Below are 24,132 nucleotides of genomic sequence, written 5' to 3'. Positions count from 1 at the left end.
TAAGCCTCTTTCTTATAATTCTGAATCTGCTTCGAAGAGCGGAGTCTTTCCCGTTGAGTTCCAAATTCCAGAGAGGGATTCCGGGCCAGCTCTCGCTTAATAAACCCAGACATATCCACAGTGTCGAGCGCTTCGAGGACGGTCCCCATCAGGTTGATGACGTTCTTGAGAGAAGGCGGCTCCAGGGCCCCCAACGACGAGATGCGCACCTCTATCGCAGCTCGCTCTTCTCGTAACACCGCAGTCAGGTCAGTCATAAATCACAGATCGTAGCCCTCCGGGGGCCTAGGGGGTGGTGCCTGATGCGAACGGGCAATCTCCCCGAGGGAGTCCCCCACCCGAAGCGCTCGCTGGGATACCAGATCCTGCGCTGGGGCGAGACCTACCTCGTTCAGCCGGACGGCGAGAACACAGGCGATCCCTGGCAGTTCGCGCCCGAGCGGAAGAGGCACATCCTGTGGCTCTACGCGATCGACGACAAGGGCCAATAGCTACGACACTGATTTCACGTACAAATCGGAGTCCACATGCTGGAGGCGCAGGCCCCGACATCACGCGGGGCCTGCATTGCCCGAAGGGATCAGGCCGCGGTCTCGGAAAGCGTGGCAAGGTTCTCCGTGTCCTTGACCTTGGCGCGAGACCGGACGGCCCTGGCAGGCCGCTTCGGTGCGGTGCTCGACTGCTCAGCCAGCATGGCCTTAGAAGCGTCCTGGCGCATCTCAGCCCCGACCTCCGAGGTGAGAACGCCCTCACGGCATCCTCTGAGATGGCAGGTTCTGCGGGAGCCTCCACAACCGACTCAGTCTCCTGGGCCCCGCTCCTGGGCCTCCGCCTCGCGGGCTTGGTCGATCTTGTCCCACTCGTCATCGTTGAGGTAAAACGCGACCGCAGGGGCGGCAGGCTTCATACCCGAGAGGTCCGCGACTTCTGTTTCTTCAGTCGCAGCCTCGGCGGGGGCGACATCGGCGACCAGGGCAAGCACCGGGATGGCCTCGGCAGGCTCCTCCGTGGCGTCCTCAGTCGGGATGTCCCCACTGGTGGCCTGCGAATTGGAAAACTGGGAGCGATGCATCAACACGAGGACGGCGAGTGGCAAATGCCCAGAAAGAGAAATATCGTCGATGGACTCTGCAAAATCCGGTTGATGAGTCGTAGTCGACCGTCGCTGGGTATTCGACGGAGTAGCCCTTCACGGTTGTGGTGAGCGTCGCTTCCGTCCTCCTGCTGGTGGGCGGATGCGGATGGTTTCAGGGGCCAAGCCAAGTTGACCCCGTTATTATCAAAGAAGTGCGTGGAATCGGCGTGCTGAAAGCTGGGACGACGAGCCGGAGCTATGTCAACGGAAGGACGGAGATCACAAATATCCTTGTAGTCGATGTTGGAACCATGAATCCCCGAGATGCGCTCGATAAGGCCGTCGACAGTTTGCGTGAACTTGAATGGACGACCATCGCCGAAAATAGGCCGATTAGGGTATTGATGAAATCCGGGAAATTTTCGGACGTTCATGCGTCAATTGCACCTTTTGATCCGATATACCATAAGACTGAGCCTGAGATTCTCCGGGCGTTGGCTGGTGAATCGGGAGAGAGGGAGGCTCTTGTCAGCTTGAATGTATATGAGTATAGATAAGGCCGAGCCCCTGAGGGCAGCGGGTGTCAGTCCGTGACGGTGAGGACCGTGCCGGCGCCGACCGTCAGGCCGCCCTCGCGGATGGCGAAGCCGAGTCCCGGCTCCAATGCCACGGCCTTGCCCAGCTGGATCGGCACCTCGATGGTGTCGCCGGCCTCGCCGCGCTCCTTCGTGCGGCCGAACGTCTTCACGCCGGTCACGGCCGCGGCGACATCCCGGACCTCGACGCCGGCTCCCGCTTCCAGGCCGGGCTGCGCGCGGGCGAACTGGGGCTACCCCGCTGAGGACTGCGCTCAACGCAAAGCTGCATCACCAGGCCGCTCCCACCTGAAACGCCTGAATCCTTCAGGAGCCACGGAGAATCGCAGACGCCACGCCTGCTACGTCACGATCGTTAAAGATCGAGGCCAATGTGAAACGTATACGTTTCGTATATGAATTCTCTATGTTTTGAACCCTTCGGACCACTGTCATGGTGAAAAGTCAAGGCTTGTTCCTCAGGTTACGATCATGCTAATTTTCCCATCGCACGCATCAATGCTGACCGACCTATCGGAGAGGAGGTATCTTATGGGCAGGATCATGATAAGTGACGCCTTCGTGACGCTGAACAAGGATTCCGTGCTCGAGCTGACGCCCAGCGAGTACGCGGAGATCGCGGCTCTCTCCCGAGAGAACGCCGATCATCAGAGTGTGATCTCGTAGCTCATTCCAGAGCAACGTGAATGCCGCGGGGAGCGCTACCCGCGGCATTTTATCGTGGTTGATGTATCCCGTAGGAGAAACAATATGGAATCCGTCGGTGGGCGCATGTCCCGTCATCTTGAGCAGCCCGGTGAGCGCTCCATCTCTCTTCAGGAGGCTTATCGTCGCGGATTGTCCGCGGCTCGAGAACTGGGCCTCGAAGTGAACGAATCCGCCGTCGCGGAGGTGAGCCCGGGCGCGCACTCCTGCTTTCTCAGCCAGAACGGCGTACCGGTCTTCGGAGGTAACGGATATGGCAAGGGTGACGTCGAGTCGGCACGTGTCGGGGCGCTCTTCGAGGCACTCGAGCACTATCTGAGCAGCGTGGATGGGTTCGACGCTGACGCCTTGCATCTACAGGACTCCGACTCTCTCGCACGGGGGCCCCTGGCGCGCGACGTAGCCGTCTCCATGCTCGCCGAGATGCCCCACGGCAAGATCGGCTGTATGAGTACCCGGTCGGGGAGGACGGGTGAGACGGTCAGCGTCCCTGTTTTCCTCTCTGTCCCGGACTATGTGCTGCCGGCGGGGGAGTGTCTTCGCGGCAGGGTGGGCGACTTCTTCGACTATACGGCCGTACAGCGTTACTCCTTCAACAACGGATGGGCGTCCGGGGTCGATGCGCATGAAGCGGTCGTTCATGCGTTGAACGAGGTGGTCGAGCGCGACGCGTTCTCGCTTCTGCTGATCGACCAGTTCCTCGGCCGACGCAGCCGGCGACTCAGGGTCGTGGATCCGGCCACGCTGCCGGACGATCTCGCTCTTCTCGGGGAGCACGCCGGCGAGATCGCCGGAACGCCGATCCACCTCATCGACATGACGACAGAACTGGATGTGCCGGCTTTCCTCGCTTTCTGTCCGCCACAACCCGGTAGTCCCGCACGCGTGCGCGGCTGTGGGGCGTCGCTGTCCCGCGCCCACGCCATGAGGCGGGCGCTCACCGAGCTCGTCCAACTGCTCATCCTGGATCAATACTCCAGCGAGGAGCAGAAGGCGGAGGAGCGCGACTGCCTGCCCGACCTGACGCGCGGCTTCCCGGTGTTGCGCGCCTGCCGGTTCGCGGACTTCACGCCGCTACTCGCTGACGCCGAGCGCGTGGCCTATAGGGAGGACGACGCGCCGAGCACACCCCCGGATCATCAGGATCGCCTGGTGAACGTGCTCGCGTCGAACGGTTTCGACGTATACCTTCGGGACCACTATGTGACCGACGACCTCGTCGTCTCCAATGTTCTCGTACCCGGCCTGGAACGCTTCCTGCTGATCACTGACGGACAGTTCGTCCTACCCGGCGACCGAGGGCATCGTGTGCGGAAGAACGGAATGGACGCTCTCCGGCCGTCGAAATCCTGAGCGCATCATCACCGGCGAGGGCAGGGGTGCGTTCCCGGCGATCGCCGAGGAGCTCCCCGAATTGCGCAAGGTGCGCTCCGACCTGCGCACCGACCACAGCCAGTTGGACTGGCTGCTGGGCAACCTCCAGAAACTGCTCGTCCCCAACGTTCGAGTCAGGTACCTGGAGAGAGGTCGTGTCGGCTACTGGGACCCTGGCAAGCGGGCGGTCGTAATCGAAGACGGCAATGGCGGCACGGTGTTCACTCCCATGGGCGGAGAGACCTGGTTCGATGAAGTGCTCCGATAACAGTCAGCAAGCGGACGAGCCCCATGTCGCTGGTGTACTCGACCTGGAGGTGGGTGACGTTGAGATCCTGTTCCAGGTTGCTCACCAGCTCGCGAACTATGATGAAGCCCGACTCGCGGCACTAGGTTGCCCGGCGGCTGATCTAGAAAAGCTTATCGATGGTCTCCGTGTGCTCCGGCACCGAGTCGGGGATTCGTCGAAGGTCCGGGTTTTCGTGATCGAAAGACTGCTGTGTGAAGAGGGGGCAGGTGGGTCAGGATCAATAGGCGCCGAAGTTATGGAGAATGATGCGATCACCCTCCGCACGGAGCTGCCGATAGCTGCAGCGAAGTTCCCCGAACTCATGCAGTTTGTGATTTCGTCTATCGGGCCGCGAGAGCTGTTCCTCAGGACCGGATTTCACCTGGAAGAACTGAAATCACTCATGGCGAAGTTCGAAGGGCGCTTGTCCAGGTAACGTAGGCATTCAGTAGTTCTCGATCTTGCTGGCGTGAGGGCTGTCCGCGAGGTGCGATGCTTTGGGTGCCGAAGACCCCGGAGCGCCATCCGTCGTATGACGAGCTGGCATCGCTGGCGGTCCGGCAGATGGCCACGATCGAGGCTCAGCGCGAGACGATCGCGAAGCTGGACGCAACGGTGGAGCGGCTGACCGCAGTGGACGGGCCTTTCCTCTCGTGTGGGCGAGTAGGTGGCGGTCAGGGCGGTGGGGTGGCGGATGATTCGGCAACGTGCGCGCCGTACCAGTCGGGTGGGGACTTTCAGGAGGTGTTGGCGGAGCCGTGCGGGGCTGGCTCTGCGTAGTTCGGGGTGGTGGACCAGGATGGGCAGTCACAGCCAGGCGAGCAGGTCGGCGGCGAGCATCGCGGCCAGGCACCGGGCCTGGTTGGCGGCGAAGGTGTAGAACGGAAACCGGCCGAGTCCGAGATTTTTCTCGTCTTTGATCACCGATTCGACGTCGCGTGGGGACAGTGGAACACGTCGTAGCGCTGGTGGTGGCCGGGCAGGTTGTGCGCTGCGGCTTGGAAGTGCCGGCCACGTTTGTTCTCGATTTGGCTGACGTTCTTGAGTGGCGGGGGTGCAGGGGTTGGACGCGGGCAGCCACCCGCATGCCGGTGGGCCAGCCGTCGGCCAAGGTGAGCGGGCCGGTCAGGTCGGTGACGAACGCGCCGGCTCGGATTTCGCCGTCCGGGGTGATCGCGGCCGACCAGGTGTCGGCGGGTACTTTGGTGATCGCGATGTGGACCGGCTCGGTGACGTCGAAGCCGACGCTGAAACGCCAGTCGTGGCCGTTCTCGGCGGCCTGAGCGCCGATCCAGGTCGGCAGCTGCTTGGTGGCTTCGGCGCCGTCGATGCGGAAGATGATTCTCTTGCGGTAGCGGGCCGGGAGTTGCGCGATGGCCTGCGTGAGTATGGTGAGGTGGTCGTCAGCGGTAATGTCATGATTTCGCTTCTCCCGTAAGAATCAAGTTCCACATGCGTTCCGCCACGTCTCGGGGCCACGGGCCTGCGTACGCCTCTCGTGGAGGCGAGGTCTGATGCGTACGGCGGATGACATAGCGACCGCCGGACGCGAGCAACTCGTACACGATGGTGCGGCAGGAGCAGGTGTAGCCCAGGACCCGGACGCGATATGGCCTCTCCGCGTCCAGCCGATCGGTGCCATGTCTTGACCGGTGCGCCCGGGCGGGTGCGGGGCGAGTTGTGGGCAGGGCCAGATGTCCATGTCACGGCCTTCTGTCCGACTCTAGAAGGGCGTGATCGGCCGCCTGGCGCGGGCTGATCCGTACGTGCCAGGCGTCGTCGACGGTGCGTTCGGAGGTCTCGGGGAGCGCCATGTTCCGAAGGTATTTCAGCATGACCTCTCTGGTCGTTGAGGAGTTCGCGGTCAGCCGGATCACCGCGACCAAGGCCATCCGGAGGCTCCGGGACGAAGGACTCGTCTACACGGTTCAGGGGCATGGCTCGTTCGTCGGACCGGAAGACGTGCCACGCGCGCCGAGGGAGACCAAGCCGCAGCGGATCGCCGCCGAGCTCGTAGAACGGATCCGCGCCGGTGAACTGCGGCCAGACTTCCCGATCCCGTCAGAGTCGACGCTCATGCAGCAGTACGACGTCGCGAAGGGGACGGTGCGGCTGGCGGTCGCGTTGCTGCGGGAGCAGGGCTGGGTGTTCACCGTGCCGCAGCGAGGAACGTACGTTACGAAGCCCGAAGACCGGCCCGAGAACGGCGTTTAGCCCACCCGGTTGCGTGCCTGCCCGTTCGAAGGCCCGACTGGAACGATCCTGCTGTGAAGACGCCGGATCCTGCCTCAGCTCGTATCTGAGCTGAGGCAGGAGTCAGGCCGAGCCCCTAGGGGCTGCGGGCGTCAGTCCGTGACGGTGAGGACCGTGCCGGCGCCGACCGTCAGGCCGCCCTCGCGGATGGCGAAGCCGAGTCCCGGCTCCAGGGCCACGGCCTTGCCCAGCTGGATCGGCACCTCGATGGTGTCGCCCGGCTTGGCGGGGTCGGTCAGCAGCAGCTCGCCCGGCACGTCCGTCGTGCGCAGGTAGAACTGCGGCCGGTAGCCGGAGGCGATCGGCTTGCGCCGGCCGCCCTCGTCCGCCGTGAGCAGGTAGACCCGGGCGGTGAACGACCGGTGACCGCGCTGGCTGCCCGGGGCCGCCAGCACCATCCCGCGCCGCACCTCCCGACGCTGGACGCCGCGCAGCAGGACGGCGGCGTTGTCGCCGGCCTCGCCGCGCTCCATCGTGCGGCCGAACGTCTCCACGCCGGTCACGACCGCGGTGACGCCGGTGTCGAACCCAACGGCCTCCACCGTGTCGCCGACCTTGACCGCGCCGCGCTCGATGGCCCCGGTGACGACCGTGCCACGACCGGTGATCGTGAGCACGTTCTCCACCGGCATCAGGAACGGCGCGTCGACGTACCGCACCGGCACCGGGATGTGGTCGTCCACGGCCTGGAGCAGCGTGTCGATCGACGCCGTCCACACCGGGTCGCCCTCCAGGGCGCGCAGCCCGGAGACGCGGACCATCGGGGTGCCGGAGTAGCCGTGCTCGTCGAGCAGGTCCTGCAGCTCCAGCTCCACCAGGTCGGTGAGCTCCGGGTCCGCGCCGTCGGCCTTGTTGACGGCGACGACCAGGTGCTCGACGCCGACCCGCCTGGCGAGCAGCACGTGCTCCTTGGTCTGCGGCATGATGCCGTCCCGCGCGGACACGACGAGGATGGCCCCGTCGAGCTGCGCCGCCCCCGTGATCATGTTCTTCACGTAGTCGGCGTGGCCCGGCATGTCCACGTGCGCGTAGTGCCGGGTGGCGGTCTCGTACTCGACGTGCGAGATGTTGATCGTGATGCCCCTGGAGGCCTCCTCCGGGGTGCGGTCGATCCTCTCGAACGGCGTGTACGTCGCCTGCCCGCGCTCGGCGAGCACCTTGGTGATCGCCGCGGTCAGCGTGGTCTTGCCGTGGTCGACGTGGCCCATCGTGCCGATGTTGAGGTGCGGCTTGTTGCGCACATAGGCCTGCTTGGCCATGATCCCTACCCTTTTTGACTCCTGGACGCGTGGTGACCCGTGTCGGGGCCGCTACCTCCCCCCGCCGGGTCACTCTCAGGACTTACGGGAAGAGGTCAGCGCTCCAGGCCGTCGCAGGCATGCCCGAACGCGCCCGCGATGGCGGGCGTCGTCAGCTGAGCGTGCCGGATCATGAAGACCATAGTGACGGGCTCAGCAACGGGCGGCAACGGATTATTCCGTCCGGCCGCGCGGACGGCATTTGGCCGTGCGGACAACTCGAGCGGGCCCGTTCGTCCTGCAGACCGAAGCAGGCGGCGTGGCACTGGCCTAACGTCCGCCTATGCCCCGCCTCTCGCTGGACGACCTCTTCCGGATCACCGTGCCGTCCGACCCCCAGCTGCGGCCCGACGGGAGCGCCGTCGCCTACACGCTGACCGCCTCCGGCAAGGAGCCGGACGAGAACCGTACCGAGATCTGGCTCGCCGCTCCTGGCGCGGAGCCGCGGCGGCTCGCGGAGGGGTTCTGCCCGCGCTGGTCGCCGGACGGGCGGGCGCTGGCGTACCTGAAGCCCGTGGACGGCGTCCCGCAGATCCACCTGCTGCCCATGGACGGCGGCGAGCCCGCCGTCCTGACCGCCGCGCCGCTCGGCGCGGGCGCGCCGGTGTGGTCGCCCGACGGCACCCTCATCGCGTACGCCGGCGCGCACGGCGAGGTCGAGCCGCACGCGCCCGTGGTGGCGGACCGCCTGGACTACAAGGCGGACGGCGCCGGCCTGCTGCGCGGCGTCACCACGCATGTGCACGTGATCCAGGCCGTGCCCGGTCAGGAGGCGGTGCGGCTCACCGAGGGGGACTTCCACGCCGGTCAGCCCACCTGGTCGCCCGACGGCCGGCAGCTCGCCTTCACCGCCGGGATGGAGCCCGACGGCGACCTGAACTTCTCCAGCTCCGTCTACACCGTCGAGGTCACCGGCGGCGAACCCAAGCGGCTCACCGGAACCGACGTGGTCTGCACCGGCGCGTGGTGGCTGGGGGAGCGGCTGGTGGTCACCGGCCAGCTCAGCCTGGTCGGGCACACCAGGCTGTTCACCCTGGAACCGGACGGGCTGGTGGAGCTGGAGACCGGCCTCGACCGCAACGTCATGACCGGCGGCCCCGGCTACCCGGGCGCGGCGCCGCAGCTGCGCGGCGACGACCTGCTGTTCGCCGCGCGGGACGCGGGCTGCACGCACCTCTACTCCATGCCTCTCGCGCGTCCGGGCGCGGCGGCCAAGCTCGTCGGCGGGGACGTCTCGATCGCCGGCATGACCACCGCCGCCGGACGGATCGCCTATGTCGCCAGCACGGCGCACACCGCCGGCGACGTCCACCTGACCGGCGAACAAGCGCCCATCGCCGCGTACGGCCTTGACGGGGTCGAGCTGTACGTGCCGCGCCGCCGCATGTTCACCGCCCCGGACGGCACCCGGGTCGAAGGGTTCGTGCTGCGCGACGAGACGCTTGAGGGCCCGTCACCGCTGGTGCTCGACGTGCACGGCGGCCCGCACAACGCGTGGGCGCCCGTCTTCGACGGCGCCCACCTCTACCACCAGGTGCTCGCCGCCCGCGGCTGGACCGTCCTGACCATCAACCCCAGGGCCAGCGACGGGTACGGCGAAGCCTTCTACACCGCGGCCGTGGGCGCCTGGGGTCTGGCCGACACCGACGACTTCCTCGCGCCCCTGGACGAACTGGTCGCCGAGGGAGTCGCCGACCCCGACCGGCTGGCCGTCACCGGCTACAGCTACGGCGGCTACATGACCTGCTGGCTCAGCACCAGGACCGGCAGGTTCAAGGCCGCGGTCCCGGGCGGGGCCGTGACCGATCTGACCAGCATGAGCGGCACCTCGGACATGGGCTATCTGCTGACGAAGTTCGAATGCGGGGACGACGTCGTCGCGCAGTCCCCGTTCACCCACGTGGCGGACGTGCGCACCCCCACCCTCCTCCTGCACGGCGAGAACGACGACCGCTGCCCGGTGAGCCAGGCCGAGCAGTGGTTCGCCGCGCTGCGCGAGCAGGGCGTGCCGGTCCGGCTCGTCCGCTATCCGGGGGCGTCCCACCTGTTCCTGCTCAACGGACGCCCTTCACACCGACTGGACTACAACGAGAGGATCATCGCGTGGCTGGAGCAATGGGTCACCGGCTCGCCGAGCTGATCGCCAAGTACGAGGTGCCGGGATCGGCCCTCGCCTACCTGCACGACGGTCAGCTCCACGAGTTCGCCGCCGGCGTGCTCAACACCGACACCGGCGTGGAGAGCACCACCGACTCGCTCTTCCAGATCGGGTCCGTCACCAAGGTGTGGACCGCGACCCTGCTGATGCAGTCGATCGAGCGGGGCGAGCTGACCCTGGACACGCCGGTGGCCGAGGTGCTGCCCGAGTTCAAGGTCGCCGACCCCGAGGTCACCAAGACGGTCACCATCAGGCACCTGCTGTCGCACACCAGCGGCATCGACGGCGACCTGTTCCTGGAGACCGGCCGCGGTGACGACTGCGTGGAGAAGTACGTCGCGGCCTGCGCCGACCTGGCGCAGAACCACCCCCTGGGCGTCACCCAGTCCTACTGCAACTCCGGCTTCACCATCGCCGGGCGCATCCTGGAGAAGCTGACCGGCAAGACCTGGGACGAGGTGCTGCGCGAGCGGATCATCGAGCCGCTCGGCCTCACCCACACCGCCACCCTGCCCGAGGACGTGCTGCGCTTCCGCGCGGCCATGGGCCACGTCGAAGGCGGCAAGACCGCCCCGGTGTGGGGGCTCATGCGCTCGGCCGGGCCCGCCGGGGTGATCTGCGCCCGCCCCGCCGACGTGGTCGCCTTCGCCCGCGCCCACCTCGAAGGCGGCCTGCTGAACGACCCGCGGGCCATGTGGGAGCCGCAGATCGACATCCCCAATCCGTACACGCTCGGCAAGCAGTGGGGCCTCGGCTGGATCCTCGACGAGTGGGACGGCCGGCGCGTCATCTCGCACGGCGGCAACACCATCGGCCAGCACGCGATGCTGTGGGCGGTGCCCGACACGGGCACGATCGTCTGCGTGACGGCCAACGGCGGCCACAGCGGCGCCTTCACCAAGGCGGTCGCCACCGAGCTGTTCGCCGAACTCGACGGCCTGACCGTGCCGGCCACGCTCGGGCCGCCGCAGACCCCGGTCCAGGTCGACACCGCCCCGTACGCGGGCGTCTACGAGCGGGCCGGGTCGCGCATGACGATCACCGAGCGGGCGGGTGAGGAGGGCGGGCTGCGGCTGCGCATGGAGGCGACCGGTGAGCTCGCGGCCCTGCAGGGGCCGGAGGAGCTCGACCTCGTGCCCGTCGACGAGGTGACCTTCGTCGGACGCAGGAAGGGCGACCCCGACTGGATGTCCGCGGTGTTCTTCCAGCTCGCCGACGGCTCCCCGTACGTGCACCTGGGCGCCCGAGCCACCCCCAAGACGAGCTGACGTGCGGGAGATCTTCGACGAGGCGGGCGCGCGCGGCTTCGTGCACGCCCGCGACATCGACGGCGACGACGAGGTCGGGCTCGACCCCGACGAGCCGGTGGTGCTCGCCTCGGTGTTCAAGATCCCGGTGGTGCTGGAGTACGCCAGGCAGGCCGCGGCCGGGGAGCTGGAGCGCACCGAGCGGCTGACGGTGACGGCGGCCGACAAGGACGGCGGCATCGGCACCTCGGGCTGCGCCGACGACGTCTCGCTCACCCTCCGCGACCTCGCCCACTTCACCCTGACGATGAGCGACAACGCCGCCACCGACGTGCTGCTGCGCCGGGTCGGCCTGGACCGGGTGCACGCCACCCTCGCCGAGCTCGGGCTGCGGCGCACCCGGCTGATCGGCGGCTGCGCCGAGCTGTTCGCGCAGGTGGAGGCCGAGCTGGGCACCCTGGAGCTGTACGGACTGCCGCGCGAGCTGGTCGAGCCGCTGGCCGTGCGCGACCCCGAGCGCACCACCTCCGGCACGCCCCGCGAGTTCACCACCCTGCTCGCCCGCATCTGGCGGGACGAGGCGGGGCCCGCCGAGGCGTGCGCCGAGGTGCGCAAGATCATGGGCGAGCAGATCTGGCCGCACCGGCTCGCCTCCGGATTCCCCTCGGAGGTCCGCGTCTCCGGCAAGACCGGCACACTGTGGGGCATCCGCAACGAGGCCGGAGTGGTGGAATATCCGGACGGCGGGCGCTATGCCGTCGCGGTGTTCCTGCGCACCCACGACCTCGGCGAACGCAACGCGGCCGCCGACGCGGCGATCGGCCGGGCCGCACGCGCGGCGGTGGACCGCCTGCGGGCCGGATGACGCTGTACGACGCCTATGGTGAGTGGATGAGCAGCCGTCCACGCGCCAGTCTGGGAAGGATCCTGCACGACCTGGGCAGCACGGTCCTCGACGTGGCCGCCGCCCCCGGTGAGCTGGACGCCGAGGTCACCGGGGTGCACATCTACGACCCGCTCGACGAGCTGCTGGTGCCGCCGGGCGGGATCGTGCTGGCCGTCGGCATCCACCGCGCCGAGGACATCCAATCCCTGCTGAAGTCGGCCGGCCGGGCCGCGGGCATCGTGGTGAAGGTGCCCGTCGACGTCGACGAGCGGGTCCGGGCGGCGGTCGCGGAGACCGGCGTGGCGGTGCTCGGCCTGACCAGGGCCGCCTCCTGGGCGCAGATCGCCGCGCTGCTGCGCTCGCTGCTGGCCGAGGGCGACCTGGCCGAGCCGGGGGAGGAGCCGCACGGCGACCTGTTCGCGCTGGCCAACGCCCTGTGCGCGCTGCTCGACGCGCCGGTGACGATCGAGGACAGGTCCTCGCGGGTGCTGGCCTACTCCGGGCGGCAGGACGAGGCCGACGCCGGCCGGATCGAGACCGTGCTGGGCCGCCAGGTGCCCGAGCGTTACCAGCGCATGCTGGACGAGCGCGGCCTGATCAAGGAGCTCTACCAGAGCCGCGCCCCCGTCTACATGGAGCTGCCCGGCGACCTCACCAACAGGACCGCCATCGCGGTGCGGTCGGGCGACGAGATCCTCGGCTCCATCTGGGCCGCCGTCCACGAACCGCTGACCGAGCAGCGGCACCGCGCGCTCGCCGACGCCGCCAAGGTCGTCGCGCTGCGCCTGCTGCGCGAGCGGGCCGGGGCGGACACCCAGCGGCGGCTGCGCGCCGACCTGCTGTCCACCGTGCTCGCCGGCGGCTCGGGCGCGGCCGAGGCGGCGGGCCGGCTCGGCGTCGCCACGCAGCGGCTGTGCGTGCTGGCGGCCCAGCTGACCGACCTGCCCGAGGCCGACCCGGCACGCGGGGAGAGCGATCGGCAGCGCTTCTGCGACGCGCTCGCCCTGCACGTGGCCACCATCCACCCCAAGGCGGCCGCCGCGCTCGTCGGCTCCGTCGCCTACGCCATGCTCCCCCTCACCTCGGGGCTCCCCCTCACCTCGGGCGACGGCGGCACGGACGAGGAGGCGCGGGCCGTCCGCATCGCCCAGGACTTCCTGGCCAGGGTCGGCCCCCGGCACCCCGCCAACATCGGCGTCGGGCGGCTGGCCGACAGCCTCGGGCAGGTGGCCAGGTCGCGGGCCGACGCCGACCGGGCGCTGCGCGTGCTGCGCGCCCGCGGCACCTCGGGCGAGACCGCCGGCTACACCACCGTCCACTTCGAGTCGCTGCTGCTGCAGGTCGCCGACGTCGCCAGCGCCGAGGAGCAGACGCCCACCGGCCCCTACCAGCGGCTGCTCGCCCACGACCGCGAGCACGGCAGCGAGCTCGTCACCACGCTGCGGGCCTACCTCGACGCGTTCGGCGACGTCAACCTCGCCTCCGCCCGCGTCCACGTCCACGCCAACACCTTCCGCTACCGGCTCAAGCGGCTCGTCGAGATCAGCGGGCTGGACCTGGCCGACTCTGACGCGCGACTCACCGTGATGCTGCAGATGCGGATCTTCGGGCCATAGCACCAGATCGGCTGGACATTTCGTCACCGGGCACGAAGAACGCGGCGCAGCCAGCGGACAAGGTGGGGCATCACCTCCCAGTTCCCGGAGTTCCCATGAAAAAAGCAGCAGCGGCCCTCTCGCTGGCCCTGTTCGCCACGGCCTGCGGCGGTGTGGACGCCCCCGCGGACGCCCCCGCGGCCGGGCCGGTCTCCACCAGTGGCACCTTCACCTACGCGATCCCCACGGATCCAGGCGCGCTAGACCCGGCCACGGGCGTGCTGTCGGTCACCAACACGGTGCTCTCCCTCGCCTACGACAGCCTGGTCCACACCGCCGCCGACGGCACGCCCGCCCCTGGGATCGCCGAGAAGTGGGAGGTGAAGCCGGACGCCGTCACCTTCACCATGCGCAAGGACGTCACCTGCTCCGACGGCTCGAAGCTCACCGCCTCCAACGTGGCCGACACCGTCAACCACATCGCCGACCCGGACACCAAGTCGCCCATCTACGGCGTGCTCGTGCCCACCGGCATGAAGGCCAAGGCCGACGACGCCGCCGGGACCGTCACCCTCTCCACGCCCGAGCCGTTCTCGTTCATCCTGCAGACCGCCCAGTCGCTCTTCGTCGTCTGCGGCGAGGGGCTCAAGGACCGCTCCAAGCTGGCCCGCGGCACCTCCGGTTCCGGCCCGTTCGTGCTGACCGAGGCCGCGCCGGGCAACCAATACACGTTCAAGGCGCGCAGGGACTACGCCTGGGGTCGTGACGGCGGCACCGGCAAGGACCTGCCCGAGAAGGTCGTGCTCAAGATCGTGCCGAACGAGCAGACCGCGGCCAACCTGCTGGTCGCCGGCAGCATCAACGCCGCCTCGTTCTACGGCCCCGACCGCACCCGCCTGGAGGCCACGCCGGGCATCAACAAGGTCCTGCCGCCCGTCGGCAACGGCCAGTTCTTCTACCACCAGGGCGACGACCGGCCCGCCAAGGACCCCGCCGTCCGCAAGGCGCTCACCCAGGCCCTCAACCTCCAGGAGCTGTCCGGCATCGCCTCCAGCGGCACCGGACGGCCCGCCAGCGGCCTGGTCCTCGACCCCCGCCCCTGCAAGGGCGACAGCGTGACCGGCCACGTGCCCGCGTTCGACGCCGCAGCGGCCGCCGCCGCGCTGGACGCCGCAGGGTGGAAGGCCGGCGCCGACGGGATCAGGGCCAAGGACGGCAAGAAGCTGACCCTGCGCCTGCTCTACGCGACCACCAGAGGGCCGGGCGTGCAGGCCGCGACCGAGTACATGGCGGCCGCCTGGAAGAAGATCGGCGTCGAGGTGGAGCTCAACGGCCTGCTCGACACCAAGCTCGCCGAATCGCTCAACGTCACCCAGGACTGGGACGTGTTCTGGCTGCCGATCACGGTCACGCTGCCCACCCAGCTCGTCGGCTTCCTGTCCGGGCCGGCCGCTCCCAAGGGCGCCAACTTCGCGCACCTGAGCAACGACCGCTACGAGAAGCTGGTGGCCGAGGCGCAGAAGACGCCCGGCGACGCGGGCTGCAAGCTCTGGCTGGAGTCGGAGTCCGCACTGTTCGAGAACGCCGACCTGGTCCCCGTCGTGGAGAACACCCTGCTGCTGGCCTCCAAGAACGCCTCCTTCGAGATGGTGGGCGGCCTGTTCGCCGCCTCGACCATCCGGCTCACCCAGGGAAGCTGAGTGGCCGCGACCATCCTGTCGGGCCCCACGAGCCGTCCGGTCCTCCGGCGGCTCGTGCGGTTCGCGGTCTCCCTCGTGGTGCTGGTGCTCGCCTCGTTCGCGATGATCCACCTGATCCCCGGCGACCCCGTGCGGGCCTCGCTCGGCCCGGCCGCGCCGATCGAGCTGGTCGAGGCGCGCACGGCCGCGCTCGGCCTGGACCAGCCGATCCTGACCCAGCTCACCACCTACGTCTCCGGCCTGCTCTCCGGCGACATGGGCACCTCGTTCCTCACCGGGGAGCCGGTCTCCGAGGTGATCGCCGCCAGGCTGCCCAACACGCTGGCGCTCGCCCTGCTCGCCACCGTCATCGCGCTGCTGGCCGCGATCCCGCTCGGCATGTGGGCCGCCGTACGGACCGAGAACGGCCGCCACCGCGGCACCGAGGCCGCCTTCGGCACGGCCACCGGCACCGTCGTGGCCGTGCCCGAGTTCCTGTACGCCATCGCGCTGGTCACCGTGTTCGCCATCACCCTGCGGGCCTTCCCGCCGGCCGGCAAGGACGGGCTTGAGTCGTACGTGCTGCCTGTGCTGGCGCTGGCCATCGGGCCGATCGGCATGATCGCCCGCATCGCGCGGGTCGAGACGCTGCGCGTGCTCGGCACCGACTACGTACGGCTGGCCAGGGCGAAACGGCTGCCCGCCGGCCGGCTGTACCTGCGGCATGTCCTGCCCAACACGCTCACCGCCACCCTCACCCTGGGCGGCCTGCTGTTGAGCTCCCTGATCGCCGGCAGCGTGCTGGTGGAGTACGTCTTCGCCTGGCCCGGCCTGGGGCTGAAGATCGTCGAGGCGATCACGCAGAAGGACTACCCGGTGGCCCAGGGCGTCATCCTCGTCTACGGAGCGATCGTGCTGCTCGTGAACCTGCTGGTCGACGTCGTCCTCAGCCTGAGTGACCCGACCTCCGCCATCAAGGAGTCCTGATGCTCCGCACCCCCTCGGCGATCGCGGGCACCGTACTGGTCGGCCTCATGGTGGTGCTCGCCGTGATCGGGCCGCCCATCTGGGGCGATCAGGCCGACCTCATCGACGCGGGCGCCATCCTGCAGGGGTCGTCGGCCGCGCACCCGCTCGGCACCGACAACCTGGGCCGCGACCTGCTCGCCCGCGTGCTGGTCGCGGGCAGGTTCTCGCTGCTGCTGGCGCTGGCGGCCGCCCTCATCGGGGCCGTCGCGGGCGTCGTGCTCGGCGCGCTGCCGTCCGTGCTGCCCACCAGGCTCGCCCGGCTCGTCACCGGCGCGGTCAACGCCCTGGTGGCCTTCCCCGGGCTGCTGCTGGCCATGTTCACCGCGGTTGTCGCCGGGCTCGGCGCGCGCGGCGCGGTGCTCGGCATCGGCGTGGCCATCGCGCCGGGCTTCGCCCGGCTCACCCAGACGCTCGCCGCCTCCGTGGCCGGCGCCGACTACGTCTCCGCCGCCCGCATGCTGGGCGTGCCCCGCCGCCGCATCCTCGTGCGGCACGTGTTGCCCAACATCGCCGAGCCGCTCATCCTCAACCTCACCCAGGCGCTCGGCGGCGCGCTGCTCGGCCTGGCCGGCATGTCGTTCCTCGGGCTTGGCGTGCAGCCGCCGTCCTACGACTGGGGGCGGTTGCTGTTCGACGGGTTCGGCCGCATCTACGTCACTCCTGTGGTGGCGATCGGGCCGGCCGTCGCCGTGGCGCTCGCGGGCATCGGGTTCAACCTGCTCGGCGACACCCTGGCCAGGAGGGCCGCCCGCACGACCGTACCGGGCAAGAAGGCGACCACCTCGGTGGCGGCGGACACGGACAAGCCCGACGAGGGCGCCGTACTGGAGGTGAAGGACCTGACCGTCACCTTCCCCGGCGGCGTCACGCCCGTCCGGCAGCTCTCGCTGAGCGTCCGGCCCGGCGAGATCGTCGGGGTGGTCGGCGAGTCCGGCAGCGGCAAGTCGCTGACCGCGGCCGCCATCGGCGGGCTCGTCCCCTACCCGGGAACCGTCGGCTACGGCCGCCTGCGGCTGTGCGGCAAGGACGTCACCGAGCTCAGCCGCAAGGAGCTCGGCACCTCGCTCGCCATGGTGTTCCAGGACCCGATGGCCTCGCTCAACCCGGCGCTCAAGGTCGGCGGGCAGCTCGCCGAGGTGGCCGTCGTCCACCAGGGCGCCACCCGGGCGGAGGCGCGCGGGCGCGCCGTCGACCGGCTCGGCCACGTCCACCTGCCCGAGCCGGACAAGCAGGCCAAGAAGCATCCGCACGAGCTGTCCGGCGGCATGCGCCAGCGCGCCGTGATCGCGATGGGCCTCATGGGCACGCCCCGGCTGATCATCGCGGACGAGCCGACGACCGCGCTCGACGTCACGGTGCAGCGGCAGATCCTGCGGCTGCTGCGCGAGGTGACCGAGGAGACCGGCTCCGCCGCCCTGTTCATCTCCCACGACATCGCCGTCGTCGGCGAGCTGTGCGACCGGGTCGTGGTCATGTACGCGGGCCGCGTGGTCGAGGAGCTGCCCGTGGACCGGCTCGCCACCGGCGCCGCCCACCCCTACACGCGGGCGCTCATCACCTCGCTGCCGGACATGGACACCGACAGGACGCTCCCGCTCGCCAGCATCCCCGGCCGCCAGCCCGGCCCGGCCGAGGTCGGCGACGGCTGCGCCTTCGCCCCCCGCTGCGCCCTCGCCACCGACCGGTGCTCGACCGAGCGACCCCTACTGTCCGTGTACGGCGACGCGCACCAGGTCGCCTGCTGGGAGGCCAAGTGAAGATCAAAGACCTGACCGTGCGCTTCGGCGCGTTCACCGCGGTCGACTCCGTCACGCTGGAGGTCCCGCCCGGCCGGATCGTCGGGCTGGTGGGGGAGTCGGGCAGCGGCAAGTCGTCGCTGGCCAAGGCGGTGAGCGGCCTGGTGCCGTACTCCGGGAGCATCACCGGGGCCTCTCGGGTGCAGATGGTCTTCCAGGACCCGTACGCCTCGCTCGACCCGCGCATGAAGATCGGCGAGTCGGTGGCGGAGGGCCTGCTGCGGCTGCCCGGCCAGGCCAGGGTCGCCGAGGTGGCGCGGCTGCTCGACCTGGTGTCACTGCCGGCCGAGGTGGCGGGCCGCTACCCGCGGGAGCTGTCCGGCGGGCAGCGGCAGCGGGTCGCCATCGCGCGCGCCCTCGGGGCCGAGCCCGACCTGCTGGTCGCCGACGAGATCACCAGCGCGCTGGACGTGTCGGTGCAGGGCTCGGTGCTCAACCTGGTGCGGTCCCTGCGTGACCGCCTCGGGCTGCCGATCCTGTTCATCTCCCACAACCTGGCCGTGGTGCGGTACGTGTGCGACGAGGTCGCGGTCATGCACGGGGGCCGCATCGTCGAACACGGGCCCACCCTGGAGGTGGTCTCCGAGCCCGCCGACCCCTACACCCGCATGCTCCTGGAGTCGGTGCCACGGCTGCGCCGCTGAGGGAAGGGCTCGTCTTTACGGCTTGATCAATCGACGTGAGGATGGCCGCCGTTCAGATAGTCGTTGAGCTGCCGCCACTGCGTCGGATGGATGTCCAGCCCTGGCAGGGCCTCCGGGGCCACCCAGCGGACTTCGCTCGCCTCGTCGTTGGCCAGCGGTTCACCTCGGACGGGACGGGCGAGCAGCATGATCTCGTACTCCTGGCGGACCTCGCCGTCGGTGTAGGCCACGATGTGCCCGGGATCGGAGTAAATGCCGAGGATGCCCGCGGGCTCTACGAGCACGCCGGTCTCCTCCTCGGTCTCCCGCACCGCGCACTCGGAGGGCGTCTCGCCGATCTCCATCTTCCCCATCGGCAACGCCCACTGGCCGGTGTCGCGGCGGCGCTGCATGAGGATCCTGCCCTCCCCGTCCACGGTCAGCGTGCCGCATGCCGGAACGAGGGAGTTGGCCTTCGGTGCCTGTGGGTCATTCCAGTACTCGACGCGCCCCATGGTGTCCTCTCAGATGTCGTCGCCGGACCAAGGCAGCGCCTCGGCCCACACGCGCTCGAATGATGAGATGTAATGATCGGCGATCGTTCCTCCGTCCAAGCGCCGGTAGTGGAACGTCGGGTTGGCGGAGGCGGGCTCCCCGTAGGCGTGCGGGTTCACCAGGACCTCATCGTCGTAGTGGAAGAGCGACGCATACAAAGTGGTGGCGTGCAACCGCACCTCGCACCCGTCAAGGGCGGGGATGGTCCGGTAGTACGTGAGCGACGAACGGATTTTCGCCCCGAGCGTCCCTCCCAGCCCCTCCTCCCGGTCCCTGAGGGCGACAGCCGGGGCGTTCGGATCGCCGAAACACAGCCTGATCGACACGCCACGCTTGGCTGCGTCGGCGAGCATCCGGGCCACCCTCGGTTGTGTCTGGGCGTAGAACGTCCCCGAAAAGACCAGGACGTCGACGCGCTCCTGCGCCTCGGACAGCAGCCTGAGCCACAGCTCGCGCGGCACGCTGGCTCGATCGGTGAAGACCTCGACCAGTTCCGCCCGGCCCGCCCGTGTGCGCCTAACGTCGCTTCTCTCCAGGGTGCCAGGCCAGAGGTACACCTCATCGACCCTGAGTTCCTTGGCCGCCGTCCACCGATGCCGACGGTGCGGGGTCCGGCCGGTGTTGATCCACCGCTCCACCGTCTTGGCCTCGACGCCGCATACCTCGGCAAGCGCTTCGAGGGCGACTCCCTGCCGGAGCATCGCTGTGCGTAGTCGCTCGTTCACCAGTTCAGTGAACGCGAACGTCCCTGGACGTTTCAAGGCTTTCTTGGGACGTTTTGCGGCTCAGAACACGTCCCGGTAACGGCCCTCAGCGCAGTCGATAGAGATCGGCGCTCTCGCTTCACTTGTTTCCGCAGCTCAACCGGCAACTCACGGGATTGGAAACGAGATGACCTCGCCCCGATTCACCCCGCTCGACGCCGCGCGGAATCTCCGGCATCACCTGGCCACCCACGGCGTCGAGGCCGACGTGAACGACGGGTACGGCATGGCCGTGGTCTCGGTGTGGGTTGGCCTGGTCGTCTGGTGTGATATTGATCATTACTGGTGGCGTACCGGCTGGGACGCGAAAGGCCGACGGCCCCTCTATGGCATCCATCCCCTGTCCGACCCTGAACGGGCCGCTCGCCGCGTGGCCCTACGGTACGTCACTCTGCGGCAGGGTTGCCCGCCTCAAGCGCAGCCCATGGGGGCGCCGCGGTGAACGCGACCTTGGAGCGTCTGAGGGAGCAGTACGGCGACCGCTGGGAGATCACACAGGGCGCCATCGGCTGGTACGCGGTGCGGTGCTGCTGGAAGAAATGCCCCGATCCACAGCATGGCGTCAACCACATCTGCCTCGGCAGGGACGTGCATGAGCTGGCTGGACGCCTGGCCGCAGCCCGGTAGGGCGAAGAGCCCGCGACCGCTGCAGGGCCGGCTGCCACCGGCCCTGCGTCCGCGCCGCCGATGTCGGACCCTGACCGCCGGATCACGCTCCGCCGTGCGGAACTCGTCTCGCGCTCGGGGGGTGCGGGGGGCCGGAGGCCACCCGCTGGGGGTGCGGGGGCGTGCCCCCGCAAAGGGCGGCCCGAGCTGGTTTGCGCGTAGCGCTTGGGTCGCGAGGACCATGTCGTTGCGGGTTGCCCTTGCTGGATACCGCCCGGGCCGCCGTCCCGTGCCTGGTGAGGACTGCTAGAGCGGGATCCATTCCTTGGCCGTGGTGACCTCGTCCAGCAGGCGCTGGACGGGCTCCACGCCGATGCCCGGTCCGGTCGGCACCGTCAGGTGGCCGTCGGCGAGCTCGAACGGCTCGGTGATGTCGGTGGCGTAGTAGCGCCGCGAGCCGGACGTGTCGCCCGGCAGCGTGAAGCCGGGCAGCGCGGCCAGCGCCACGTTCGCGGCCCTGCCGAGACCCGTCTCCAGCATGCCGCCGCACCACACCGCGATCCCGTTGGCCCGGCACAGGTCGTGGATGCGCCTGGCCTCCAGGTAGCCGCCGATCCGGCCCGGCTTGATGTTGACGATCGAGCACGAGCCGAGCGCGATCGCGGCCGCCGCGTGCTCGGCCGACTCGATGGACTCGTCCAGGCAGATCGGGGTGCGCAGCAGCTTGGCGAGCTTGGCGTGCTGGACGAAGTCGTCGTTGGCCAGCGGCTGCTCGATGAGCAGCAGGTCGAAGTCGTCCAGCCTGGCCAGCTGGCGGGCGTCGACGAGCGTGTAGGCGGCGTTGGCGTCCACCTGGAGCAGGACGTCGTCGCCGAACCGCTCGCGCACCGCCCTGACCGGCGCCACGTCCCAGCCGGGCTGGATCTTCAGCTTGATCCGGACATAGCCCTCGTCCAAATAGCCCGCGACCGCGTCGAGGAGCTGCGGGACGGAGTCCATGATGCCGACCGAGACGCCGCACGGCACCCGGTCCCGGGTCGCGCCCAGGAACTGGCCGAACGACTCGCCGGCCGCCTTGAGCTGGGCGTCGAGCACGGCGGTCTCCACCGCCGCCTTGGCCATCCGGTGGCCCTTGATGTGCTCCATGGCCCGGCCGGCGGACTGGGCGTCCACTTCGGCCGGCAGGGCGGGCAGCAGGAAGCGGCGGATCACCTCCGCCGCGGCGTCCACGTACTCGGAGGAGTAGAGCGGCTCCGACATCGCCACGCACTCGCCCCAGCCCTCGGCGTCCGGCGTCACGACCCGGACCAGCAGCACGTCGCGGACCGTCTCGGTGCCGAACGAGGTGCGGAACGGCGCGACGAGCGGCATCGCGATCCGGCGCAGCTCAACTCCTGTGATCTTCACGCACTCTCCACTACATAGAACGATTTATCGTGAAATCCGGTGATTTTCCGTCCCTCGGCCAGCATGCCGCCCAGGACGTCCCGTACGGCATGCCGCCACGCCTTCGCCGTTCCCGGGTCCACGCGGCGCAACCCCTCGACGTCCTCCGGCACGGCCACCAGCACGGTCGGGGCGCCCTGGTGCGGCCGGTACGCCGGGCGCCCGCCCTCATCGGCCAGCGCCACCACCGCGCCGTCGGGCAGCGCGGCGGGCACGGTGAGCGCGGTGGGTACGGCGGGCGCGGTGAGCGTGGTGGGCACAGCCGGCACGGCTGGCCCGGTGCCGCGCCGTACCAGCGCCTCGACGTGCGGCGCGGTCAGCGGCCAGACGGCGAGGACCCGGTCGGACTCGTCACCCCGGTTGATCGAGTCGTCCATGATCCCGTAGAAGGCGGGCAGGTACTCCTCCGGCATGGCCCCGAGTTTGGCCAGGTTGAAGTGGGCGTTGCGGCGCACCAGCGGATCGAACGTCCAGGTGATCCGCCCCAGTCCGCGATCGAGCGCCCACTGCCGCTGGTGCAGCTTCAGCGCCAGCCCCGCGCCGGGAGCCCCCGACACGCCCGTGATGTGCGAGTGCAGCGCCGAACCCGCCGCGAAGAACGCCACGGACGCCCCCACCAGCCGGTCGCCGACGAAGGCGCCCGCCGTGTAGTTGCCCGCGTGCGACAGAGCCAGCATCAGCTCCACAGTGATCGGCTGCCCGCCCGGATCGAAGTGCCAGATGTCCTCGAACAGCGCCATGACCTGCTCGAACTCCCCGATCCCGTGGAGCTCCCTGATGGCGATCAATGCCGTCGTCCCTCTCGGTGCAGCGGATGTCATCGCGACGGTACGCGACGGCGCGCGCGAGGGATTCGTGCCAGACCACCAAGAGGGCGACGGTCTTCGTCGGCGTGCCCTACGCCTCCAGGCCGGGGCTTGCCCGGGGTGCTCCACGCGTCCATGCGGGGGGCTTGGCCGGGGGCCTCTGCGCACGCCCCCTATGCCGGGGCTTGCCGGGGCGCTCGGCGACAGCCCGCACGCGTTCCGCTCGGGCGCGCGTCGGCCGCGCCGACCTTCAGCGGTCGAGGACGCGCAGGGTGTGCGGGCTCGTCGTCAGGACCGCCGCCGCCTGCGGCGTGCAGGCCGCGACGTCCGCGAGGCGCGCCCCGAACAGATCGGGTACGTAGATCGCCGGCTCGACGCAGAGCGTCATCCCGGCCTGCAGGACGGTGCCGTCGCCGGGGAGCAGCCGAGGGGACTCGTCGTGACCGAGGCCGACGCCCCGGCCGGCGCACGGGGCCGCGAACCGGCCGTACCCGCTGCCGTCGATCACCTCCGTGACCGCCGCGGCCACCTCGTCGGCCGCCACGCCGGGCCGTACCGAGCGCAGGGCCGCGTGATGCGCGGCGAGCACCACCGAGTACATGGCCTCGAAGTCCTCAGGCGGCTCGGCGACGGCGAAGACGCGGGCCACCTCGGCGCAGTAGCCGTCCCACCGGCCGCACAGCGACATCAGCAGCGCGTCACCCGGATTGATCACCCGCGCGCCCGGCAGGTGACCCGGCCGGGCGGTGTGCTCGCCCGCCGCCACCCGTACCGACAGCACCTCCTCGCACCCGGTCTCCAGCAGCAGCGCCCGCAGCCTGGCCGCCATGGCCCGCTCGGTGGCGCCGAACCAGGCCAGCTCGCCCACCCCGTCCAGCACCGCCTCCGCCGCCCGCGCCGCCCGGCCCACCGCGTCGACCTCGTGGGGTAGTTTGCGCAGCCTGAGCGGTTCCAGCACGGCGCCGGCCGGCACCAGCTCCGCCTCGATCGCCAGCCCGAACAGCTCACGCACCCGCATCTCCGGATCGACGCCCACCCGCCGCGCGTCCTCGGGCACGTACGGCGCGGGATCGTCCGTCTCGGCCATCGCGTCCATGGTCACCACCAGAAAGCTCGCACCCCGCCCGCCGAGGAACCGGAAGTCGGGCGAGGGCCGCAGCACCAGCGCGTCCACTCCCTCCCGCGCCATGGCCCTCCGAACGGCGGCCAGCCGATCCCGCACCACCCGGGAGCCCCCCGAATGCACGAAGTCGGTGGTCAGCGAGTCCGGGTGGGGGGTGTCGGTGGTCGGGGGGGTGGGGTCGGAGGGGATGGCGCCTGGGAGGGGGGCGTCGGAGGTCATGGTGGCTCGT

At 69.6% G+C, this 24,132-nt stretch carries 26 protein-coding genes; 18 read left to right on the top strand and 8 right to left on the bottom strand.

Features of this window, described 5'->3' with window-relative positions:
* Nucleotides 1-302 precede the first annotated feature (302 nt).
* Nucleotides 303-491 (top strand): hypothetical protein, encoded by a 189-nt coding sequence (locus IEY87_RS15155; RefSeq protein ID WP_189139254.1) that lies wholly within the window; start codon nucleotides 303-305, stop codon nucleotides 489-491.
* 308 nt (nucleotides 492-799) lie between these two features.
* Here the strand turns inward: IEY87_RS15155 and IEY87_RS15150 are convergent, their stop codons facing one another.
* The gene (locus IEY87_RS15150; protein WP_189139253.1) at nucleotides 800-1,072 is read right to left on the bottom strand and encodes a hypothetical protein; all 273 of its coding nucleotides are present in this window, start codon (nucleotides 1,070-1,072) and stop codon (nucleotides 800-802) included.
* Nucleotides 1,073-1,200: 128 nt separating this feature from the next.
* Here IEY87_RS15150 and IEY87_RS15145 point away from each other — a divergent pair, with 128 nt between their 5' ends.
* The gene (locus IEY87_RS15145) at nucleotides 1,201-1,632 is read left to right on the top strand and encodes a hypothetical protein (protein WP_194511322.1); all 432 of its coding nucleotides are present in this window, start codon (nucleotides 1,201-1,203) and stop codon (nucleotides 1,630-1,632) included.
* A 26-nt stretch (nucleotides 1,633-1,658) separates the two neighbouring features.
* Here the strand turns inward: IEY87_RS15145 and IEY87_RS45740 are convergent, their stop codons facing one another.
* Nucleotides 1,659-1,832 (bottom strand): EF-Tu C-terminal domain-related protein, encoded by a 174-nt coding sequence (locus IEY87_RS45740; protein ID WP_372462255.1) that lies wholly within the window; start codon nucleotides 1,830-1,832, stop codon nucleotides 1,659-1,661.
* Between the two features lie 370 nt (nucleotides 1,833-2,202).
* On the opposite strand from IEY87_RS45740, the gene IEY87_RS46675 reads away from it, so the two are divergent.
* From IEY87_RS46675 to IEY87_RS15115, 6 genes are all read left to right on the top strand, one after another.
* Nucleotides 2,203-2,337, top strand: a complete 135-nt coding sequence (locus IEY87_RS46675) for a hypothetical protein (protein ID WP_263652084.1) — start codon at nucleotides 2,203-2,205, stop codon at nucleotides 2,335-2,337.
* Nucleotides 2,338-2,421: 84 nt separating this feature from the next.
* Nucleotides 2,422-3,729, top strand: a complete 1,308-nt coding sequence (locus IEY87_RS15135) for a YcaO-like family protein (protein ID WP_189139251.1) — start codon at nucleotides 2,422-2,424, stop codon at nucleotides 3,727-3,729.
* The gene (locus IEY87_RS45735) at nucleotides 3,683-4,018 is read left to right on the top strand and encodes a hypothetical protein (protein WP_225277311.1); all 336 of its coding nucleotides are present in this window, start codon (nucleotides 3,683-3,685) and stop codon (nucleotides 4,016-4,018) included. The genes IEY87_RS15135 and IEY87_RS45735 overlap by 47 nt, the downstream gene beginning before the upstream one ends.
* Complete coding sequence (locus IEY87_RS15125; protein WP_189139250.1) at nucleotides 4,002-4,475, top strand: hypothetical protein; 474 nt, start codon at nucleotides 4,002-4,004, stop codon at nucleotides 4,473-4,475. Before IEY87_RS45735 ends, IEY87_RS15125 begins: the two co-directional genes overlap by 17 nt.
* A gap of 627 nt (nucleotides 4,476-5,102) precedes the next feature.
* Nucleotides 5,103-5,477: a hypothetical protein gene (locus IEY87_RS15120; protein ID WP_189139249.1), complete on the top strand. Its 375-nt coding sequence runs from the start codon at nucleotides 5,103-5,105 to the stop codon at nucleotides 5,475-5,477.
* A 395-nt stretch (nucleotides 5,478-5,872) separates the two neighbouring features.
* Nucleotides 5,873-6,253, top strand: a complete 381-nt coding sequence (locus tag IEY87_RS15115) for a GntR family transcriptional regulator (protein WP_189139248.1) — start codon at nucleotides 5,873-5,875, stop codon at nucleotides 6,251-6,253.
* 131 nt (nucleotides 6,254-6,384) lie between these two features.
* On the opposite strand, the gene tuf is transcribed toward IEY87_RS15115, so the two are convergent.
* A complete protein-coding gene (gene tuf, locus IEY87_RS15110) occupies nucleotides 6,385-7,551 on the bottom strand; it encodes an elongation factor Tu (RefSeq protein ID WP_189139247.1) in 1,167 nt (388 codons plus the stop codon).
* Nucleotides 7,552-7,873: 322 nt separating this feature from the next.
* On the opposite strand from tuf, the gene IEY87_RS15105 reads away from it, so the two are divergent.
* The 8 genes from IEY87_RS15105 (at nucleotide 7,874) to IEY87_RS15070 (ending at nucleotide 18,624) form a co-directional block, all read left to right on the top strand.
* A complete protein-coding gene (locus IEY87_RS15105; RefSeq protein WP_189139246.1) occupies nucleotides 7,874-9,730 on the top strand; it encodes a S9 family peptidase in 1,857 nt (618 codons plus the stop codon).
* Entirely contained in the window at nucleotides 9,694-11,016 is a 1,323-nt protein-coding gene (locus IEY87_RS15100) for a serine hydrolase domain-containing protein (RefSeq protein ID WP_225277312.1), read from the top strand. Before IEY87_RS15105 ends, IEY87_RS15100 begins: the two co-directional genes overlap by 37 nt.
* Before the next feature lies 1 nt (nucleotide 11,017).
* Complete coding sequence (locus IEY87_RS15095) at nucleotides 11,018-11,860, top strand: serine hydrolase (RefSeq protein ID WP_189139245.1); 843 nt, start codon at nucleotides 11,018-11,020, stop codon at nucleotides 11,858-11,860.
* Nucleotides 11,861-11,886: 26 nt separating this feature from the next.
* Entirely contained in the window at nucleotides 11,887-13,497 is a 1,611-nt protein-coding gene (locus tag IEY87_RS15090; RefSeq protein WP_189139244.1) for a PucR family transcriptional regulator, read from the top strand.
* Nucleotides 13,498-13,592: 95 nt separating this feature from the next.
* A complete protein-coding gene (locus IEY87_RS15085) occupies nucleotides 13,593-15,176 on the top strand; it encodes an ABC transporter substrate-binding protein (protein ID WP_189139243.1) in 1,584 nt (527 codons plus the stop codon).
* On the top strand, nucleotides 15,177-16,142 hold the full coding sequence (locus tag IEY87_RS15080; RefSeq protein WP_225277313.1) for an ABC transporter permease: 966 nt from the start codon (nucleotides 15,177-15,179) through the stop codon (nucleotides 16,140-16,142).
* Nucleotides 16,142-17,941: a dipeptide/oligopeptide/nickel ABC transporter permease/ATP-binding protein gene (locus tag IEY87_RS15075; protein ID WP_189139242.1), complete on the top strand. Its 1,800-nt coding sequence runs from the start codon at nucleotides 16,142-16,144 to the stop codon at nucleotides 17,939-17,941. Before IEY87_RS15080 ends, IEY87_RS15075 begins: the two co-directional genes overlap by 1 nt.
* The gene (locus tag IEY87_RS15070) at nucleotides 17,938-18,624 is read left to right on the top strand and encodes an ABC transporter ATP-binding protein (RefSeq protein ID WP_189139241.1); all 687 of its coding nucleotides are present in this window, start codon (nucleotides 17,938-17,940) and stop codon (nucleotides 18,622-18,624) included. The genes IEY87_RS15075 and IEY87_RS15070 overlap by 4 nt, the downstream gene beginning before the upstream one ends.
* Nucleotides 18,625-18,650: 26 nt before the next feature.
* Here the strand turns inward: IEY87_RS15070 and IEY87_RS15065 are convergent, their stop codons facing one another.
* On the bottom strand, nucleotides 18,651-19,118 hold the full coding sequence (locus IEY87_RS15065; protein ID WP_189139240.1) for an NUDIX domain-containing protein: 468 nt from the start codon (nucleotides 19,116-19,118) through the stop codon (nucleotides 18,651-18,653).
* 9 nt (nucleotides 19,119-19,127) lie between these two features.
* Nucleotides 19,128-19,883 (bottom strand): DUF5919 domain-containing protein, encoded by a 756-nt coding sequence (locus tag IEY87_RS15060; protein ID WP_189139239.1) that lies wholly within the window; start codon nucleotides 19,881-19,883, stop codon nucleotides 19,128-19,130.
* Nucleotides 19,884-20,049: 166 nt separating this feature from the next.
* Here IEY87_RS15060 and IEY87_RS15055 point away from each other — a divergent pair, with 166 nt between their 5' ends.
* Together IEY87_RS15055 and IEY87_RS15050 are read left to right on the top strand one after the other, a co-directional pair.
* Nucleotides 20,050-20,364: a hypothetical protein gene (locus IEY87_RS15055; protein ID WP_189139238.1), complete on the top strand. Its 315-nt coding sequence runs from the start codon at nucleotides 20,050-20,052 to the stop codon at nucleotides 20,362-20,364.
* Complete coding sequence (locus IEY87_RS15050; RefSeq protein WP_189139237.1) at nucleotides 20,361-20,549, top strand: hypothetical protein; 189 nt, start codon at nucleotides 20,361-20,363, stop codon at nucleotides 20,547-20,549. Before IEY87_RS15055 ends, IEY87_RS15050 begins: the two co-directional genes overlap by 4 nt.
* Nucleotides 20,550-20,834: 285 nt before the next feature.
* Here the strand turns inward: IEY87_RS15050 and menC are convergent, their stop codons facing one another.
* From menC to IEY87_RS15035, 3 genes are all read right to left on the bottom strand, one after another.
* Entirely contained in the window at nucleotides 20,835-21,935 is a 1,101-nt protein-coding gene (gene menC, locus IEY87_RS15045) for an o-succinylbenzoate synthase (protein WP_189139236.1), read from the bottom strand.
* Nucleotides 21,932-22,762: a GNAT family N-acetyltransferase gene (locus tag IEY87_RS15040; protein WP_225277314.1), complete on the bottom strand. Its 831-nt coding sequence runs from the start codon at nucleotides 22,760-22,762 to the stop codon at nucleotides 21,932-21,934. Before IEY87_RS15040 ends, menC begins: the two co-directional genes overlap by 4 nt.
* A gap of 268 nt (nucleotides 22,763-23,030) precedes the next feature.
* Nucleotides 23,031-24,122, bottom strand: coding sequence for a M24 family metallopeptidase (locus IEY87_RS15035; RefSeq protein ID WP_225277315.1), 1,092 nt, complete (start codon nucleotides 24,120-24,122; stop codon nucleotides 23,031-23,033).
* Nucleotides 24,123-24,132: the final 10 nt, after the last annotated feature.

This window comes from Nonomuraea glycinis (genome assembly GCF_014646515.1).
Taxonomy (GTDB): domain Bacteria; phylum Actinomycetota; class Actinomycetes; order Streptosporangiales; family Streptosporangiaceae; genus Nonomuraea; species Nonomuraea glycinis.
The sequence above is the reverse complement of the archived record's forward strand: the minus strand, read 5'-3'. Positions and strand labels throughout refer to the sequence as shown.

Coding starts and splice junctions, on each gene's coding strand:
- IEY87_RS15055 (WP_189139238.1), top strand. CDS start 20,050: ATGACCTCGCCCCGATTCACCCCGCTCGACGCCGCGCGGAATCTCCGG.
- IEY87_RS15065 (WP_189139240.1), bottom strand. CDS start 19,118: ATGGGGCGCGTCGAGTACTGGAATGACCCACAGGCACCGAAGGCCAAC.
- IEY87_RS46675 (WP_263652084.1), top strand. CDS start 2,203: ATGGGCAGGATCATGATAAGTGACGCCTTCGTGACGCTGAACAAGGAT.
- IEY87_RS15035 (WP_225277315.1), bottom strand. CDS start 24,122: ATGACCTCCGACGCCCCCCTCCCAGGCGCCATCCCCTCCGACCCCACC.
- IEY87_RS15115 (WP_189139248.1), top strand. CDS start 5,873: ATGACCTCTCTGGTCGTTGAGGAGTTCGCGGTCAGCCGGATCACCGCG.
- IEY87_RS15125 (WP_189139250.1), top strand. CDS start 4,002: ATGAAGTGCTCCGATAACAGTCAGCAAGCGGACGAGCCCCATGTCGCT.
- tuf (WP_189139247.1), bottom strand. CDS start 7,551: ATGGCCAAGCAGGCCTATGTGCGCAACAAGCCGCACCTCAACATCGGC.
- IEY87_RS15105 (WP_189139246.1), top strand. CDS start 7,874: ATGCCCCGCCTCTCGCTGGACGACCTCTTCCGGATCACCGTGCCGTCC.
- IEY87_RS15075 (WP_189139242.1), top strand. CDS start 16,142: ATGCTCCGCACCCCCTCGGCGATCGCGGGCACCGTACTGGTCGGCCTC.
- IEY87_RS15135 (WP_189139251.1), top strand. CDS start 2,422: ATGGAATCCGTCGGTGGGCGCATGTCCCGTCATCTTGAGCAGCCCGGT.
- IEY87_RS15155 (WP_189139254.1), top strand. CDS start 303: ATGCGAACGGGCAATCTCCCCGAGGGAGTCCCCCACCCGAAGCGCTCG.
- IEY87_RS15085 (WP_189139243.1), top strand. CDS start 13,593: ATGAAAAAAGCAGCAGCGGCCCTCTCGCTGGCCCTGTTCGCCACGGCC.
- IEY87_RS15150 (WP_189139253.1), bottom strand. CDS start 1,072: ATGCATCGCTCCCAGTTTTCCAATTCGCAGGCCACCAGTGGGGACATC.
- IEY87_RS15090 (WP_189139244.1), top strand. CDS start 11,887: ATGAGCAGCCGTCCACGCGCCAGTCTGGGAAGGATCCTGCACGACCTG.